This window comes from Pseudomonas sp. TMW22090 (genome assembly GCF_022496665.1).
Classification (GTDB): domain Bacteria; phylum Pseudomonadota; class Gammaproteobacteria; order Pseudomonadales; family Pseudomonadaceae; genus Aquipseudomonas; species Aquipseudomonas gregormendelii.
The window spans coordinates 81,116-97,543 of record NZ_SCFH01000001.1; the positions used below are offsets into that span (position 1 = coordinate 81,116).

Consider the following 16,428-nt stretch of genomic DNA (forward strand, 5'->3'; position numbering starts at 1 on the left):
AACACCGAAAGGAGCACATAACGGCCGAAAAACTAATGCTCCAGGCGGCATGCTGACCCTGATAAGCCCTCATTACGCGTCACATCCACCCCGAGACTAATTCACCGAGCCTGCTCGCTTGATATCACCGCAAAAAATATCGAGATTGCCGCTGTCCGGGGCAGTTCGCACGACGACCGAGTGCTCACTGGCAAGCAACACCGGCAGTTCCACTGGCGCACTTCTTGAGAATACCCAGCCGCGGATGGCCTGGCGTTCGGTGTTGACCTGGTCGTTCATTTCGTAGGCAACGGGGCCGGGCTGCTGGCAGCTGCCTTTGTTGATGAAGGTATATAGCCGCAGCGGCAGGGAGGCGCCGTCCGGAACGCCACTGATGATGAAGTTGAATCCGGTTTTCTTGCCCCAGTTGGCCAGGGTCACATTGCCGATTTGCCCGGTGTTATGCCGGGTGGCCTGGAGCGGCACGGACACTCCTTTCTGGGCTGGAGTGGTGCAACCGACCAATGTGACGGTGATCAGCAATGCCAATGAGTTTCCGAGTTTCATGTCGAATCTCCAGAGTGGAAAAACTGCACTGGTAGATTAGTAGGTTTGTCGCTGTCGAATCTGCTGATTAGCGGGTTTGACTCTGACGTGGCGACAGGCAACTTGTCGGTTCGCGGCGACCGGTTTTGCGGCCGTTTTGCCACCTGGCGCGAGCAAGCTCGCTGGCCACGGGGTTGGTGGTGCCCGAAACCTGGAGTAAGGCGATTGCTGCGTTGGGTGCACTCATACAGTGCTCACAAGTCAGTTATCGGAGAATTTGACGGTTGCTAGACTTCGCGGCTCTTGAGCTTTCTTGTTCAGCAATCAAACGGGACCCATGATGTTCAGTGAAATCCTGGTGGCTATCAACGGCAATGCCCAGAGCGACAAGGTCCTGGAGTTGGCCATGAAAGTGGCCCATGACGCCACGCGGGTGCATGTCGTGAGCGTGATCGCTTACGAATTCAGCGCACCGGATCTTGAATCCCGGCAAGCATCGCCTGCTTCGTGGACAGAGCAGTTGCACTGCGAGGAAATTGTCGAAACGGCCCGGCTGTTTCTTCAGGCTCGACACATCAAATGCACCGCCACCGTCATTGCCGGCGACCCGGAGAGTGCTATCTGCAAGCATGCCCGGGAGCAGGGCTGCGATCTGATAGTGATGGGGCATCACCACATGTCGACGTTTGAGCGGCTGGTGGGCAACTCGGTGGCGTATGAGGTTTTGCAGAATGCTCCCTGCCCGATTCTGATTGAGGCGGGGTGAGGGGTGTTGTTATTTGCCGCTGCGCAGCTGCCCCGGACTCGCCCCCAGCCGTTGTCGGAACAGCGTCGCCATATGCGCCTGGGAATTGAAGCCGCAGGTCAGGGCGATATCGGCCAGGCTGGCGCCTGAGTCGCGCAGCAGGGCGCGGGCCTTGGCCAGGCGCCGGTCGATCAGGTAGCTGTGCGGGCTTTTACCGGTGGCCTGCTTGAACGCCCGCATGAAAAACCCTTCCGACAGTTCAAGCAGGCCGGCCATCGCCTGCACACTCAGCGGCCCCTCAAGACCTGCATCGATGAACTCATCCAGCAGGCGCAGGCGATTGGCCGTCAGGGAGCCTGTCGGTTGCGCAGGCGAGGCGAAGTGCGCCGTTGCCCGCTCAGCCAGGGCCAGTGCCCAGGCCTGCCAATCGTCATCCACGGTGGCGTGCAGCATTGCGTTGCGCATGCGCAGCGCGAGGCGGATCGCTTGCGGATCGATGCGATTGTTAAAAGCGTGATCGCCCGGCAATTCCAGGCCATCGGTGCGCACCACCCGCAGGTATTCACCGCCCTGCGAGGACTCGGACAACACATCGCAACCGGTCGGGACAAACGCCAGGCCGTTGGGAGTGGCGAGGAAGGGCCGGACCCGGTCGCTGCCGATAGCGTGCACGCCACGCTGGCTGTCAAAGGCGAAACCAATGGCGGCCTGGCTTGCCACGTAACGGGTCGCGTAGGCGGAGGCGGGCAACAACTCAATCGCCCACGCCCCGGCGTCGACCCGGCGCACCGGTTCGGTCATGAGCGTTGAGGGCAGGCGATTTCGCGGGTTCATGCCCGCATAGTAGTGAAGATGGGGCAAAAAAGTCAGGTCGGTTTTCTGAAAGCCGACGTATCGCCTGCGTGCATAGACTGGGCAAAACATCACGGAGACTGCCCATGCACACATTGACTCGCGACGACATCGAACAGGCGGCCCGCCTGGTGTACCAGGTCATGCCCGCCACGGCTCAGTACGCCTGGCCGTTGCTGGCAGAACGGCTGGGCTGCACGGTGTGGGTCAAGCATGAAAACCATACGCCCACGGGCGCCTTCAAGGTACGCGGCGGCATTACCTTCATGCACTGGCTCAAGCGCACCCACCCCGGCGTGAAGGGCATCGTCACCGCGACTCGCGGCAACCATGGCCAGAGCCTGGCGCTGGCTGCCAGTGCCGTGGGCTTGCGCGCGTTGATCGTGGTGCCCGAAGGCAACTCGGTGGAGAAGAACAACGCCATGCGTGGCTTCGGGGGAGAGGTGGTCGAGTGCGGCCGCGATTTCGATGACGCCCGGGTCGAGGCTGCCCGCCTGGCGCAGGCGCATGACCTGTTGCTGGTACCGCCGTTTCACACCGAACTGGTCAAGGGGGTGGCCACCTATGCCCTGGAACTGTTCACCGCGGTACCCGACCTCGACACCGTCTATGTGCCGATCGGTTGTGGTTCGGGGATCTGCGGGGTGATCGCCGCGCGCGATGCGCTGGGCCTCAAGACCCAGGTGGTGGGTGTGGTGTCGACGGAGGCTGACGCTGCCAGGTTATCGTTTGAGGCGGGAGAGATCTGTGAAACCCCTTCGGCGAACACCTTTGCCGATGGCCTGGCGGTGCGCAAGCCGATTCCCGAGGCGTTTGCCATCTACAGTGCGGGCGCGGCGCGAATTGTCGCGGTCAACGACGGTCAGATCGCCGAAGCGATGCGCATGTATTACACCGATACCCATAACCTTGCAGAAGGCGCGGGCGCTTCGGCCCTGGCGGCCCTGGTACAGGAGCGTGACACCATGGCGGGCAGGACAGTCGGGGTGATCCTGTCGGGGGGCAACGTCGATCGTGGGGTATATGCACAGGTGATCCAGTAGCGGGACTGGCGATCCTTCAGCTTGGCGAATCGAATGACAGCTGTAACCGGGCGCAGGTGACTCCAGTCGCGGCGCTCGACTCTCAACATGGAAACATTTCCTCACACTCTCCTTATTTTAGTAGTTGTACGACGTCGTACGTACTGTGTTGGAATGCGCCCGTTCTCACAAAAAAAATAACGGAGATACCTTCCATGACGAGCATTCCTTCCGTCGAAGGCAAAGTCGCGGCGCCCGCGCAAAATCGTTTTGCCCGAATACTCAAGCTACTGGGGCCCGGAATCATCGCCGTTTTGTCCTGGCTTGGCGCCGGTGATCTGATCACTTCGTCCGTGGCAGGGGCCAACTACGGCTACGCGATGATGTGGGTGCTGGCCGTCTCCCTGCTGTTGAGATACCTGATCGTCAACATCATTGCCCGCTTCCAGCTGTGCAATAACCAGGGCATGACCATCCTTCAGGGCTACGCCCAGCTCAATCCGTTTTTTGCCTGGTTCATGCTCGTGTACGCCCTGTTGATGGGGCATTTGATGAACGCCTATATGATCAAGGGGGCCGGTGAGTCCCTAGCGATGCTGTTGAAAATCGACCAGCCATTATTATGTTCCCTGGCGGTGGTGCTGGCGGTGTGGCTGCTGGTGGGTCGCAACATCTACTCGATGATCGAAGGCGTCATGAAGGTGCTGCTGGCGATCATGACCCTGGCGTTCATTGCCCTTGCCGTCATGTCAGGTCCCGACGTGACCGGTATCATCAAAGGCACCATCGGTTTCAGCATTCCGCCAGATGAAGGCGTGCATGGCGCCTTGCTGGTGGCGGTATCGGTGATCGGCGCGGTGGCCGGCTCCATTGCCAACTTCGTGCACCCTTATGTCATGCGCCAGAAGGGTTGGACCGGACCGGAGCACAAGCGCATCCAGCGCAACGATCTGCTGTTTGCCGTGTTCGTCGGAATCGTGATCAACCTGGCCATCTGGATCGTCGGCGCGGAAATACTGCGACCCAACGGCATCGAAGTAAAAACCCTGGCTGACCTGGGCAAGGCGCTGGAAATCTTCTTCGGCCCGATCGGCTGGTATGTGTTCTTCATTGGCGTATTTGCGACCCTGTTCGCCAGCATCTCCGGCAAAACCACCGCCTTTCCGATGCTCATCACTGACGCCTTCCAGCACGTGCGGCCCAAGCGTCGCGACAAGTACGGCAAAGAGTTTCACCATGATCCGATGCACAAGTGGTTCATGCTGTTCATCCTCGTGACTCCGCTGGTCTGGTCGCTGCCTGGCATGCCGGACTTTGTGACCCTGACCATTGGTGTCAGCGCGCTGAACATCATCGGTTTGCCGGTCATCTCCCTCGGGCTGCTGATCATGTCCAACCAGAAGTCGTTGCTGGACAAGCAGTACCGCAACAACCTGTTCGAGAACATCGCACTGTTGTTTGCCACCGGCCTGGCCTTGTGGGTCGCGTTCCAGCTGGGCGTTGACCTGTTCAGCCTGTAGCAGCTGCAACCGTCGAGGGGCTCCTTGGCCCCTTGGCGGCGGGCATGCGGTTGATGGATTTGTTCATCGCTGAAAGCCTTACGAAAGTTTCCAGGCGCACCCTCCAAGCCACGCTCTGCTATCGTAAGAAAACCTCTAATCGTCCATCCGGGCGATTTTCCGTAAGCACGCTTTACGGCACCGTCATCACGGTCAGGTTTGCGAGTTAACGGAAAACCATTCCATGGAAACCCCGCCAGTAGATCGTCCACCCTCCGAACCCCAGTCTCGCGCCGAGAAGATTGTCGAGTTTCGAAGGCAGAAAAGCCTGCTCAAGACCGGTGCCCTGCAAGACGCAATTTTCAACAGCGCCTACTTTTCCAGCATCGCCACCGACGAAAAAGGCGTGATCCAGATCTTCAACGTGGGCGCCGAGCGCATGCTTGGGTATCTGTCCGAAGACGTGGTCGACAAGATCACCCCGGCGGACATTTCCGACCCTGCCGAGCTGATCACCCGTGCCGCAGCCCTGAGCCTGGAACTCAAGACCGTAATCACACCGGGCTTCGACGCGCTGGTATTCAAGGCTTCCCGGGGCATCGAAGATATTTATGAGCTGACCTACATCCGCAAGGACGGCAGCCGCCTCTCGGCAATGGTCTCGGTGACTTCATTGCGCGACAGCGCCGAAGTCATCATCGGCTACCTGCTGATCGGCACCGACAACACCGCACGCAAGCAGGAAGAAGCCACCCAGGCCCTGCTCGATCAACGCCTGCGCGACCAGCAGTTCTATACCCGCTCGCTGATCGAGTCGAACATCGATGCGCTGATGATGACCAATCCCCAGGGGATCATCTCCGACGTCAACAAGCAGATGATGGCGCTGACCGGCCGCACCCGCGACGAGTTGATCGGCGCGCCGTGCCGCAACTTCTTCACCGACCCTGCACGAGCCGATGCGGCCATCAAGCGCGTGCTCAGCGAGAACAAGGTCAGCGACTACGAACTGACGGTGCGTGCCTACGACGGCACCGAAACCGTGGTGTCCTATAACGCGGCGACCTTCCACGACCGAGATCGCAAGTTGCAGGGGGTCTTTGCCGCCGCCCGCGACGTCACCGAGCGCAAGCGCTTCGAGCGCACGCTCGAAGAGAAAAACGTCGAACTCGAACATGCCAGCCTGATGAAGTCGGAGTTCCTGGCGACCATGTCCCACGAACTGCGCACTCCGTTGAACGCCGTGATCGGTTTTTCCGAAGCGCTCAAGGACGGCATGGTGGGTGACATGACCGACACCCAGCGCGAGTACATCAGCGACATCTTTTCCAGCGGCCAGCATCTGCTGTCGCTGATCAATGACATCCTTGACCTGTCCAAGGTCGAAGCCGGGATGATGGCCCTGGAGCTCGAATCCGTCGAGCTGCAAGGCCTGCTGAGCAACAGTTTATTGATCGTGCGCGAAAAAGCGGCCCTGCAACGTATTCAATTGAAACTGGAAACCGACGCCGACCTGGGCACCTTCGAGCTGGACCTGCGCAAGACCAAGCAAATCGTCTACAACCTGCTGGCCAACGCGGTGAAGTTCAGCGCCGCTGGAGGCGTGGTCACGCTGGCAGTCAAGCAGGTTGCGCGCGAGCAGGTCGGGATCATCGAAGGCGACTGGCCGGTGCACGGCTTTGAGGTGCCGTCCAGCGAGCATGAGCAGTTTCTGCAACTGAGTGTCAGCGATACCGGTATCGGTATCGCCCAGGCGGACATGGACAAGCTGTTCAAGGCCTTCAGCCAGATCGACAGCAGCCTGGCCCGCAAATTCGAGGGCACTGGCCTGGGCCTGGCAATGGTCAAGCAATTGACCGAGCTGCAGGGTGGCAGTGTCGCGGTTGCCAGCCGCGAAGGGGCAGGGGCCCGGTTCGTGGCCTGGTTGCCCATCCGTGGAACAACAATTGTGGAGGCGCCGTGGCTGAAATCCTGATCGTCGAAGACAACGCCGCCAATATGCGCCTGGCCCGGTTGCTGCTCACCAGTGCCGGTCACAGCGTCATTTGCGCGGCTGATGCGGAAACCGGCCTGAAGCTGGCACGCGAGCGGCAGCCTGCACTTATCCTGATGGATATCCAGCTGCCGGGCATGGATGGCCTCAAGGCCACCTCGCTGCTCAAGGAGGACGCGGCGACAGCGGCCATTCCGGTGGTTGCGCTCACCGCCATGGCCATGAAGGAAGACGAGGAAAAGACCCGCCAGGCGGGTTGCAACGCCTACATCATCAAACCACTACGCTACAAGGAGCTCTACCGGGTCATCGACACGTTGCTGCAAAACACTCTGCCTCAACAGCCCTCTACCTGAGCTCTCTCCATGTCCGACACTGCCGCTACCCTGTTGATCGTCGACGATGAAACCCATGTGCGCAAATTGCTGCAGATCCTGCTGCAGAACCAGGGTTATCAGACACAAACCGCCAGTTCGGGGGAAGAGGCTCTCGCGATGATTGCGCAACAGCCGCCCGACCTGATCCTGCTCGACATCATGATGCCGGGAATGGACGGCTACGAAGTCGCCCGGCACCTGAAAACCGACAAGGCCACCTCGAACATCCCGATCATCATGCTCTCGGCCCTGGGCGAGCACAGTGCGCGCATATCGGGCCTGGAGGCGGGCGCTGAAGATTTTCTCAGCAAGCCGGTGGAAAGTGCCGAATTGTGGCTGCGGGTGCGCAACCTGCTGCGGCTCAAGGCGTTCGGCGACTACCTCAAAAGCCACAGCCTGATGCTCGAAGAGCAGCTGCAGCAGCGCACCATCGACCTGGAGCGCTTTCGCTCGGCAATGGATGCGTCGGGGGATGCGATTTTCCTGGTCAACCGCAGCAGCATGCAGCTGATCGAATTCAACCGGCGGGCCTGCCAGGTGCTGGGTTACACCCCTGAAGAGCTCCTGCGCATGACCCCTGCGGACCTCAGCGACCAGACCATTGAAGAGCTCAAGGGCTTATATGACCAGATCATCGCCGGCACAGGGCCGATCGAGCCTGCGGAGTCGCGCATCCGTTGCAAGGACGGCAGTTTCCTGGAGGTGGAAGTCCATCGCCAGGCCTACAAGACCGGCGACGACTGGATCATTGTCGGCATCGCGCGCGACATCACCCAGCGCAAGGAAAACGACCAGCGCATGCTGCAAATGGCCCACTACGACACCTTGACCGGCCTGCCCAACCGCAATCTTTTTTTTACCACCCTGGAGATGGGGCTCACCCAGGCGGCGCTCAGCGATTGGCAGTTGGCCGTGGTGACGGTAGATCTGGACGACTTCAACAACGTCAATGAAACCTGGGGCCACCTGCTGGGTGACCAAATGCTGGCTGAACTGGCTCAGCGCCTGACCGGCTGCCTCAACGTCAGCGATACCCTGGGGCGCTTGCACGGTGACGAATTCGCCCTGATCCTGATGCTCCGCCAGGGACAGGCGGACCCGCTGCAAACCGTCGAGCGCATCCGTGAAGTGCTGCGCCTGCCGTTTCAGCTCGACGGCCAGGACACGTCGATGACCGCCAGTATCGGCATTTCCCTGTACCCCAACGACGCCGCCGATGCCCAGAGTCTGATCAAACAGGCCAACACGGCCAGGCACCGGGCGAAGAAGATCGGCCGCGATACCTACCGGTTTTATACCGCGCAAATGAACGTGGAGGCATCGGCTCGCCAGGAGATGGAAAACGCCCTTCGCGAAGCCGTGCAACAGCAGGCGTTCGAACTGTTCTACCAGCCCAAGATCGGTCTGGAAGACGGCGCGGTGTGCGGGCTCGAAGCCCTGTTGCGCTGGCCGCGGCCGGGGCAGGCCAATGTGTCTCCGGCGGTGTTCGTACCTATCCTGGAAAGCATGGGGCTGATTACCGAGGTGGGTAACTGGGTGATCACCCAGGTCTGTCAGAAAATGGCCGAGTGGCAACGTGCCGGACAGGGACCGTTGCAGGTGGCGGTCAACGTGTCCGGCCAGCAGATCATCGAGGGCGACCTGATCGCCAGCATCCGCCAGGCCCTGATCGACAATCAGATTGATCCACACTGGCTGGAAATCGAATTGACCGAAAGCTCGCTGATGGAAAATACCGCCCACACCATCGCCAGCCTGCAAACGCTCAAGCAACTGGGGGTCAAGGTTTCCATCGACGACTTTGGCACCGGTTATTCCAGCCTGGCCTACCTGCGGCGATTCCCGATCGACAAACTCAAGATCGACATTGCCTTCATCCGCGAGGTGACCAGTAACCCTCAGGACGCCGCGATTGCCCGGACCATTATCGAGCTGGCGCACAGCCTTGATCTGCAGGTTATCGCCGAGGGTGTCGAGACCCCCGAGCAGTTGGCATTCCTCACGGAAAACGGTTGTGATCAGGTGCAGGGTTACCTGTTCAGCCGGCCCTTGCCGGTCTCGGAACTGGAGAAATTCCTGCTCGCGCAACAGGCGTTCCACTGAATAAAATGATACTCGCCATAAAATTTTGAAACCTTTTGCCGTGGATCGCAATCCATCGCCCATAGGGGGGCAATTTTGCGCTTGCCGTCAGGTGGGCAAAAAGCAAAGGTTGGCTTTACACAAGACGACGTTGCCCAGTGCACGAAGGGCAGTCTCACAATGAGCCGGACTCAACATGCCAACTAATCATTTACCGGGAGCCGGGGCTGGCTTCCTGGCTTACGACACTCATCGGCTCGCCCTTATAGAGATGGGCGAGCGGATTCGCGACCTGGATGACACGCCCGCGCTGGCCTATGCGGCAGCGGAAATACTCGGCCGCACATTGCAGGTCAGCCGGGTTGGCTACGGCACCATTGACCCGGTGGCCGAGACCATCACGATCGAACGCGACTGGAACGCGCCGGGGATCGAAACCCTGGCCGGCGTCTTGAGTTTTCGCGAGTATGGCAGCTACATCGAAGACCTGAAAAAAAGCGAGACGGTGGTGGTGCGCGATGTTGCCGAAGACCCGCGAACTCGCGACAGTGCCCAGCAGCTCAAGGCGATCAGCGCCCAGTCGTTTATAAATATGCCCATCACCGAAAAAGGCCGGCCGGTGGCACTGCTCTACCTCAACCATTGCGAAGTTCGCGACTGGTCGGATGATGAACTGGCGCTAATTCGCGAAGTCGCCGAACGCACCCGCATGGCAACCGAACGCTGCCGTGCCCGGGATGATCTGCGCGATTTGGCCGCGTCCCTTGAGCATCAGGTACAGGTGCGCACGGAACAATTACGCCAGTCGCAGAAGATGGAGGCCGTGGGGCGCTTGACCGGACGCTTTGCCCATGACTTCAACAACCTGCTGACCGTCATCCGGTCGTCCTGTGACTTGCTCAAACGCCCTGGCAGTTCCGAGGAACGCCGTCTGCGCCTGGTCGAAGCGATTTCCGAGGCCGTGGAAAGAGGCAGCAGCCTTACCGGTCAGTTGCTGTCATTTGCGCGCCGTCAGGCGCTCAATCCGTCGGCGCTGGATGTGAACGCGAGTGTCACAGCCATCGCCGACGTCATGAAGTTGGAGGCGGGGCCGGGGATCAACGTCGTCATCGATTTGCCCGGAGAATGCTGTGCGATTCTCGCTGATCCAGGCCAGTTCGAAGTGGCGCTGCTCAACCTGGCCAACAACGCCATTGAAGCCATGAACGGCCAGGGTGAACTGGTCATCAGCGTGACCCGGGCTGACCGTATTCCGGCTACCCGGGGTGACCCTGCCATTGACGGCAACTTCATTGCCATCGCTATCAGCGACAACGGCTCGGGTATAGCCCCGTTTTGTCTCGAAAGGATTTTCGAACCTTTTTTCACCACCAAGACCGTTGGCCAGGGCACCGGGCTGGGCTTGAGCCAGGTGTTCGGATTTGCCAAGCAGTCTGGTGGCGAGATACGCGTGGAGAGTTGCCTGGGTCAGGGCAGTGCGTTCACCTTGTATTTACCGTGTGCCTGAGCGGGCGAGTGGATAGCCCGAATCGTAAAATGGCGTTAGCATCGTAGACCTTCGGCCTGATGGCCTGTAGTTCAGATCAGGGTTGCATTTTGGAAAAGCTAAAACGCCTTCAAAGCGGAATCGAGGGGCTTGATGCTCTACTCAAGGGTGGGCTGGTCGCGGGTTCGTCCTATATCATTCAAGGACGCCCCGGTTCTGGTAAAACCATCCTTGCCAACCAGCTCGGGTTTCATCATGCGCGCAATGGCGGCCGGGTCCTGGTCGCCACGTTGCTGGCTGAATCCCACGATCGCCTGTTTCAGTTTCTCTCGACCCTGAGCTTCTTCGAGCCTGCCCGGGTCGGCGCCGAGATTCAGTTTGTCAGCGCTTTTGATACCCTGGAAAACGAAGGCCTGGACGAAGTGGTCAAACTGCTGCGGCGTGAAATCAGCCGGCAGAAAGCCACGGTGCTGGTGGTCGACGGTTTGCTCAATGCGCGCTCCAAGGCCGACTCACCCATCGACACGAAAAAATTCATCTCCGAGCTGCAAGGCCACGCGGCCTTCGCTGGTTGCACCGTGCTGTTCCTCACCAGCTCCCGGCTGGATGACGGCAGCCCCGAGCACACCATGGTCGATGGCGTCATTGAGATTGGTGAAGAGCTGTTCGGCACCCGCTCCGTGCGGCGCATCCAGATGCGCAAGACCCGGGGCAGTGGCGCGCTCACCGGCCTGCACGAGTGCGAAATCACCGACGACGGCCTGGTGGTCTATCCACGCCTGGAAAGCCTCTACAGCCATCCATCCAGGCCTGACAGCGCAGACCTGACGCGCATCACCAGCGGCATTGGCGCGCTGGACGGCCTGATCGGAGGCGGACTGCACAGCTCCTCCGTAACCTTGGTGATGGGCCCCTCAGGGGTCGGCAAAACCACCCTGGGCCTCAAGTTTCTTGCTGAATCGACAGTGGACGCCCCCGGCCTGCATTTCGGTTTTTATGAAAGTCCGCAACGGTTGCGGCTCAAGGGCCAGTCGTTGGGGATCGACATCAAGGGCATGGAAGAAAGTGGGGCGCTGAGCATTGCCTGGCAGCCCACCACCGAGGGCTTGATCGACGGTCTGGGTGCACGCCTGCTGAGCATCGTCGAGCAGAAGGACATCAAGCGCGTGTTCATCGACAGCCTCAGTGGCCTGGCACGGGTGTCGACCACGCCGGCGCGGATCACTGATTTCTACAGCGCCCTGATGAGCGAACTGCGCGCCCGGGGCGTGACGGTATTCGCCTCGTGGGAGATGCGTGACGTGTTCGGTTCCGAAGTCAGTGCCCCGACGCCGGACCTGTCGAGCATCGTCGATAACCTGATGCTGATGCGTTTCTTCGAGACTCAGTCTGAACTTCGACGACTGCTTTCGATTCTCAAGGTACGAGACAGCTGCTATGACCCCTCGCTCCTTGAAGTGGTTATCCATGAAAACGGCGTCGAACTGAAAAAGGCCTCACGACATGCAACGGCAGTTCCCAATGATTCTGCGTTGCCCCGTTCAATTTCCTAAGTCTGTGAGTCGGGTTGAATTGACATGACCACCATCCTGGTCGTCGACGACGAGTACTTGATCGCTGATATCCTCGGCTACGCGCTGGAGGATGAGGGGTTCATGGTGGTAAAGGCCAGCAATGGCCAAAAAGGACTTGAGGTGCTGGAGCGCGAGCGTCCTTCGCTGGTCATCACCGACTTCATGATGCCGGTGATGGACGGTCTCGAATTCGCCAAGGCGATTCGGGCACTGCCGGTGGCCAGTCAATTGCCGATCATCCTGATCAGCGGTGCCCAGGCCCACATCGGCATGCAGCGCTCGGACCTGTTCGATGCGGTGCTGGAAAAGCCGTTCAACATTGACCTGGTGATCGCCAAGGCACGGGAGCTGCTGGCGTTGAGCTGACCGGCCTGGCAAACCTGCCATCACCGCCAGTCTGTTTGCCCCTTCTGGATCAATTGCGGCATTCCGACAACACTACCTTGCAGGTCCTGGGCGTGCCGCCTGATCGTCCGGCATAACGAATGCAGTTGTTCAGCGACTTCTGCCGGGCGATGCTCAGGGTAGCCCCCCACGCCAGGCCGCCTTCGCCGGCGGTGGGCAAGGCCTTGGCATAGCAACTGGAACCGACGTTCGAAGCCGTGTAGCGAGCTGTTGTGGTTCTGCCGGAACAACCAGCAGTCAGCGCCAGGTTAATGGCGAGCAGGGAGGGTATGACCCAGGTTGAGCAGGGATGCGCTGTTTTGGCGGTCATTCCCGTGTCCCCTGTAGCGACGGTGATGGTGACCTGTTTAGCGTAGTCGGTTTATCAGGCTGTTCGCCGGGTTCCTGCCTCGGGTAGCTGACGAAGTCCGATTGCGCAGCAGCAGTCATGTCCGCCTGCGTTGAATGCCTTTAAATGCCTGGCAGCTAAAGTGAAAGGTCGATGAAGAATGTTCATCAAAGAGGTAAGGGTGAAACTACTCGATGAGTGACCAGGCTTATGCGGCCAATAACAGCCAGACCATCGCGATGGCCCCGGTCATAGCCCAGCGGCCTTTGAAGGCGATACGCTGCCCCGCCATGGCCTGCGCCTGGGGGCGACAGCGTTGCAGAACAGCTGCGGGAATCATCCGCAACGCCAGGGCAATGCCCAAGGGCAGCAGAATCACATCATCCAGAAATCCCAATACCGGAATGAAGTCCGGTATCAGGTCGATGGGGCTCAGGGCGTAAGCCACGGTCATCAGCGCAACGGTCGTGGCACCCCAGGGCGTGTCAGGCTGACGGCAACATAGCCAGAGCAGGATCAGTTGCGTCTTGAGCATCCTGGCCCAGGATTTCAGGCGTTTCACGGTGTTGGCGATCATTGGATTTTTGTCATCCGGCTTTGCTGGGCAGGTTTTTGAAACAGACTTGTTGATGGAAGATGAAAGGCAGGTCGGGCAGCGTGGTGAAGTTGTGGATCAGGCGGCGGTATTCAGCGTCCGGGTCCAGATCGGCAAAGGCTGCCGGCCAGAACATTTTCGCCAGCCACTGCGCCCCGACGATGTTGAACACGCTGTTGTAGAACTGGTGACTGAGCCCCTGCACGCACTGATCCGGGGACTGCACGATGGCGCTGAACCCCGGGCGCGCCATCAGCTGCTGCATCTGGCGGTTGATCTGCGCGGAATCCGCCCCGTAGCCGAATGGTATTGCGCCGATGCCGTTGCGCGTGCGCTGGGTACCGGTCATCAGGTACACATCGGGTTTGCTCAAAATCAAGGTTTCAAGCGCGACGTCCCCTGATTCGCTGTGCATATAGTGCGAGCCCAGATTGAGTGCGCCGAGACGCTCGCTCAACAGGCCCCAGCCACTTTGTCCCTGGGTATGGCAACAACCGCCGCCACCTGCTTGCCCGGCCCGCGCCTCGACGAACACCCTGGGAGCGGACAGCCCTTGAGTTCGCTGTTGCAGGCGGGAAAGCTGAAGCCGGTAGTGATCGAGATAGGCCTGTGCACGCTCTTCTCGCCCCAGCACCTGGCCCAGAAGTTCGATACTGCGCGGGACATTCGTCAAGGGATCAAGCTCGCTGTCGACGTAGATCAGCGCGATGCCCAGGCGTTGCAGCACGCTCTCCAGCACGGTGTTTTCTATGGTGGCCCGGGCCCCCAGGCGGGCGATGATCAAGTCCGGGTGCGTGCGCAGCAGTGTTTCGATGTCCAACTGCCCGCTTTGCGGGAAGTCCAGCGCCTGCACGTTACGCGCCTCGGGCCAGCGTTGCCTGATCACGTTCCACAGGCCGGGGTCGGAGCTGGCCAGGTTATTGTCCCATGCGACCAGACGCTTGAGCGGGTGTTCGCGTTCCAGCAGGGCCACGGCGAGCAGGTCGTTGCTGTCTTGCAGCACTATGCGTTGCGGCGCATGGGGCAGGGTGACGCTGCGCCCGGCCAGGTCAGTGACCACCCGCGGATAGTCAGCCGCCTGAGCCCAGGCGCCCAGCAGCAACAGCAACCAGAGCACATGGCGCATCAGCATGACCCGTCCACATGAATCTGAACCCGGCCATGGCTGCAGTGCTCGACGCGTGCCTGCACCCGGTAGACCTGCTCCAGCATTGTCGGGGTCAGCGTCTGCGCGGGGGTGCCCGCCGAGTGCAGCCGACCCTGTTGCAAGACCATGATGCGATCGGCCCAGCGCGCGGCCAGACCGAGGTCATGCAGCACCACCACGACGATTCGCCCCTGATCGGCCAACTGGCGAACGGTGCCCATGACATCGTTCTGATAACGCAGGTCCAGTGCACTGGTCGGCTCGTCCAATAGCAACAGACTCGGCTCGCGGATCACCGCTTGGGCGAGGCTGACCATCTGTTTTTGCCCGCCGGAAAGGCTGTCCAGCGGCTGGAGTGCCAGTGGCAGGATGCCCAGTTGCTCAAGCACCGCAAACGCCTTCGCTTGCAGGGCTTGGGCATTGCCGCGCAAGCCCAGGGCATCGGCACCTCGAAGTGCACCCAGCAGGGTTTCCAGCACGCTCAACTCGATACCGGCAGGCAGCGTCTGGGGCATGAAACCCAGCACGGCAGCGCGCTCGCGTCGATGACAATTGAGCAGGTCGAGAGTCCCCAGGCGTACCTCGCCGCTGGCCTTCAACAACCCCGCGAGACTGCGCAGCAGCGTCGACTTGCCGGCGCCATTGGGTCCCACGAGCGCGACGATCTGCCCGGGCTCGATGTCCGGCAGGTCGATTGCGTGCAATACCGCTCGTCCTTTGTAGCCTACGTTCAACCGGCTGACTTGCAAGGCACTCATGAGCGACCTCGTTTGAGTATCAGGCTCATGAACAGCGGCACGCCGACGATGGCGGTAACAATGCCGATGGGCAACACCACGCCCGGTATAAGCTGTTTGCTGACAATGGCTGACAGCGACATGATCAGTGCACCGGTCAGGGCACTGGCGGGCAGGAAAAAGCGGTGGTCTTCACCGATCAGCAGGCGCGCAATGTGCGGGCCGACCAGGCCGATGAAGCCGATGGTACCGACGAATGCCACTGCGGTGGCCGCCAGCAGGCTGATTCGCAGCAGCGCGCCCAGGCGCAGACGCGGGACGTTGATGCCCAGGGTTTCGGCGCGCTCATCTCCCAGGCGCAGGGTGGTCATCTGCCATGCCGCGCGCAGGCTGAACGGGATGACCAGCAGTACCACCAGGCCGAGGGTTTGCACCGCTGGCCAGCTGGCACGGCTCAGGCTGCCCATGCTCCAGAACACCAGTTGCTGGAGCGCATCGGCGGAGGCCAGGTACTGCAGCAGTGCAACCATCGCGTTGAAGCTGAACACCAGGGCGATGCCGAACAGTACCAGTGACTGCACGCCCCCGGTCATGCTGGCCACCGCCTGCAACAGCAGCACAGAAGCGAACGCGAAGACGAAAGCATTGGCGGTGATCAACCAGCTCGGCGGCACGCCGGGAACACCCAGATCCAGCACAATGGCCAGCGCTGCCCCGAGTGAGGCCGCCGACGACACGCCCAAGGTAAAAGGGCTGGCCAACGGGTTATTGAGGATGGTCTGCATTTCCGCCCCGGCCAGTGACAACGCCACGCCCACCAACACCGCCATCAAGGCAAACGGCAGGCGCAGTTCGCGGACGATCACCTGGGTGTCGGCGCTGACCTGCACAGGGTCGAAAATCGCCAACAACACATCCGCCGCGGCGAATCGCGTACTGCCCAGGGTGATGTCGGTTAGCAAGCTGGCCAACAGGGCCAGCGCCAGCGCGGCGCAGATCCACAGGCGTTTGCGCAGCGTCTTGCGGTAAGCCATGGCCAGGGAATGCGCGGTCATCGTGGC

16 protein-coding genes are annotated in these 16,428 nt (G+C 60.5%); 9 read left to right on the top strand and 7 right to left on the bottom strand.

The features are described from left to right. Nucleotides 1-96 precede the first annotated feature (96 nt). The gene (locus EQV97_RS00400) at nucleotides 97-546 is read right to left on the bottom strand and encodes a hypothetical protein (RefSeq protein ID WP_122838540.1); all 450 of its coding nucleotides are present in this window, start codon (nucleotides 544-546) and stop codon (nucleotides 97-99) included. 319 nt (nucleotides 547-865) lie between these two features. On the opposite strand from EQV97_RS00400, the gene EQV97_RS00405 reads away from it, so the two are divergent. Then, entirely contained in the window at nucleotides 866-1,291 is a 426-nt protein-coding gene (locus tag EQV97_RS00405) for a universal stress protein (protein WP_240888081.1), read from the top strand. 9 nt (nucleotides 1,292-1,300) lie between these two features. Here EQV97_RS00405 and EQV97_RS00410 read toward each other — a convergent pair whose 3' ends face one another. Continuing rightward, nucleotides 1,301-2,104, bottom strand: a complete 804-nt coding sequence (locus EQV97_RS00410) for a helix-turn-helix transcriptional regulator (protein ID WP_225568665.1) — start codon at nucleotides 2,102-2,104, stop codon at nucleotides 1,301-1,303. Nucleotides 2,105-2,208: 104 nt separating this feature from the next. Between EQV97_RS00410 and EQV97_RS00415 the strand changes: the two genes are divergently transcribed. From EQV97_RS00415 to EQV97_RS00450, 8 genes are all read left to right on the top strand, one after another. After that, entirely contained in the window at nucleotides 2,209-3,165 is a 957-nt protein-coding gene (locus EQV97_RS00415; protein ID WP_240888082.1) for a threonine dehydratase, read from the top strand. A 194-nt stretch (nucleotides 3,166-3,359) separates the two neighbouring features. Further along, nucleotides 3,360-4,664: an Nramp family divalent metal transporter gene (locus EQV97_RS00420; protein WP_122838544.1), complete on the top strand. Its 1,305-nt coding sequence runs from the start codon at nucleotides 3,360-3,362 to the stop codon at nucleotides 4,662-4,664. 223 nt (nucleotides 4,665-4,887) lie between these two features. Next, nucleotides 4,888-6,618: a PAS domain S-box protein gene (locus tag EQV97_RS00425; protein ID WP_122838545.1), complete on the top strand. Its 1,731-nt coding sequence runs from the start codon at nucleotides 4,888-4,890 to the stop codon at nucleotides 6,616-6,618. Next, the gene (locus EQV97_RS00430) at nucleotides 6,603-6,992 is read left to right on the top strand and encodes a response regulator (RefSeq protein WP_122838647.1); all 390 of its coding nucleotides are present in this window, start codon (nucleotides 6,603-6,605) and stop codon (nucleotides 6,990-6,992) included. The genes EQV97_RS00425 and EQV97_RS00430 overlap by 16 nt, the downstream gene beginning before the upstream one ends. A 9-nt stretch (nucleotides 6,993-7,001) precedes the next feature. Further along, nucleotides 7,002-9,116 (top strand): EAL domain-containing protein, encoded by a 2,115-nt coding sequence (locus EQV97_RS00435; protein WP_240888083.1) that lies wholly within the window; start codon nucleotides 7,002-7,004, stop codon nucleotides 9,114-9,116. Between the two features lie 175 nt (nucleotides 9,117-9,291). Beyond that, nucleotides 9,292-10,602 (top strand): ATP-binding protein, encoded by a 1,311-nt coding sequence (locus tag EQV97_RS00440; RefSeq protein WP_240888084.1) that lies wholly within the window; start codon nucleotides 9,292-9,294, stop codon nucleotides 10,600-10,602. Nucleotides 10,603-10,691: 89 nt separating this feature from the next. Beyond that, on the top strand, nucleotides 10,692-12,134 hold the full coding sequence (locus EQV97_RS00445; protein WP_122838648.1) for an ATPase domain-containing protein: 1,443 nt from the start codon (nucleotides 10,692-10,694) through the stop codon (nucleotides 12,132-12,134). Between the two features lie 24 nt (nucleotides 12,135-12,158). Then, nucleotides 12,159-12,521, top strand: coding sequence for a response regulator (locus EQV97_RS00450; protein WP_122838548.1), 363 nt, complete (start codon nucleotides 12,159-12,161; stop codon nucleotides 12,519-12,521). 49 nt (nucleotides 12,522-12,570) lie between these two features. Here the strand turns inward: EQV97_RS00450 and EQV97_RS00455 are convergent, their stop codons facing one another. The 5 genes from EQV97_RS00455 to EQV97_RS00475 all read right to left on the bottom strand — a co-directional run bounded on the left by EQV97_RS00455 (nucleotide 12,571) and on the right by EQV97_RS00475 (nucleotide 16,422). Beyond that, on the bottom strand, nucleotides 12,571-12,870 hold the full coding sequence (locus tag EQV97_RS00455; RefSeq protein ID WP_122838549.1) for a DUF4189 domain-containing protein: 300 nt from the start codon (nucleotides 12,868-12,870) through the stop codon (nucleotides 12,571-12,573). Nucleotides 12,871-13,096: 226 nt separating this feature from the next. Continuing rightward, entirely contained in the window at nucleotides 13,097-13,465 is a 369-nt protein-coding gene (locus EQV97_RS00460; protein ID WP_240888085.1) for a DUF1232 domain-containing protein, read from the bottom strand. A gap of 10 nt (nucleotides 13,466-13,475) precedes the next feature. Continuing rightward, a complete protein-coding gene (locus tag EQV97_RS00465; protein ID WP_240888086.1) occupies nucleotides 13,476-14,615 on the bottom strand; it encodes an ABC transporter substrate-binding protein in 1,140 nt (379 codons plus the stop codon). Continuing rightward, complete coding sequence (locus EQV97_RS00470) at nucleotides 14,609-15,388, bottom strand: ABC transporter ATP-binding protein (RefSeq protein WP_240888087.1); 780 nt, start codon at nucleotides 15,386-15,388, stop codon at nucleotides 14,609-14,611. Before EQV97_RS00470 ends, EQV97_RS00465 begins: the two co-directional genes overlap by 7 nt. Then, nucleotides 15,385-16,422 (bottom strand): iron ABC transporter permease, encoded by a 1,038-nt coding sequence (locus tag EQV97_RS00475; protein WP_122838553.1) that lies wholly within the window; start codon nucleotides 16,420-16,422, stop codon nucleotides 15,385-15,387. Before EQV97_RS00475 ends, EQV97_RS00470 begins: the two co-directional genes overlap by 4 nt. Between the last annotated feature and the right edge of the window lie 6 nt (nucleotides 16,423-16,428).

Coding starts and splice junctions, on each gene's coding strand:
- EQV97_RS00410 (WP_225568665.1), bottom strand. CDS start 2,104: ATGAACCCGCGAAATCGCCTGCCCTCAACGCTCATGACCGAACCGGTG.
- EQV97_RS00415 (WP_240888082.1), top strand. CDS start 2,209: ATGCACACATTGACTCGCGACGACATCGAACAGGCGGCCCGCCTGGTG.
- EQV97_RS00460 (WP_240888085.1), bottom strand. CDS start 13,465: ATGATCGCCAACACCGTGAAACGCCTGAAATCCTGGGCCAGGATGCTC.
- EQV97_RS00475 (WP_122838553.1), bottom strand. CDS start 16,422: ATGACCGCGCATTCCCTGGCCATGGCTTACCGCAAGACGCTGCGCAAA.
- EQV97_RS00455 (WP_122838549.1), bottom strand. CDS start 12,870: ATGACCGCCAAAACAGCGCATCCCTGCTCAACCTGGGTCATACCCTCC.
- EQV97_RS00435 (WP_240888083.1), top strand. CDS start 7,002: ATGTCCGACACTGCCGCTACCCTGTTGATCGTCGACGATGAAACCCAT.
- EQV97_RS00440 (WP_240888084.1), top strand. CDS start 9,292: ATGCCAACTAATCATTTACCGGGAGCCGGGGCTGGCTTCCTGGCTTAC.
- EQV97_RS00450 (WP_122838548.1), top strand. CDS start 12,159: ATGACCACCATCCTGGTCGTCGACGACGAGTACTTGATCGCTGATATC.
- EQV97_RS00400 (WP_122838540.1), bottom strand. CDS start 546: ATGAAACTCGGAAACTCATTGGCATTGCTGATCACCGTCACATTGGTC.
- EQV97_RS00425 (WP_122838545.1), top strand. CDS start 4,888: ATGGAAACCCCGCCAGTAGATCGTCCACCCTCCGAACCCCAGTCTCGC.
- EQV97_RS00420 (WP_122838544.1), top strand. CDS start 3,360: ATGACGAGCATTCCTTCCGTCGAAGGCAAAGTCGCGGCGCCCGCGCAA.
- EQV97_RS00465 (WP_240888086.1), bottom strand. CDS start 14,615: ATGCTGATGCGCCATGTGCTCTGGTTGCTGTTGCTGCTGGGCGCCTGG.
- EQV97_RS00470 (WP_240888087.1), bottom strand. CDS start 15,388: ATGAGTGCCTTGCAAGTCAGCCGGTTGAACGTAGGCTACAAAGGACGA.
- EQV97_RS00405 (WP_240888081.1), top strand. CDS start 866: ATGTTCAGTGAAATCCTGGTGGCTATCAACGGCAATGCCCAGAGCGAC.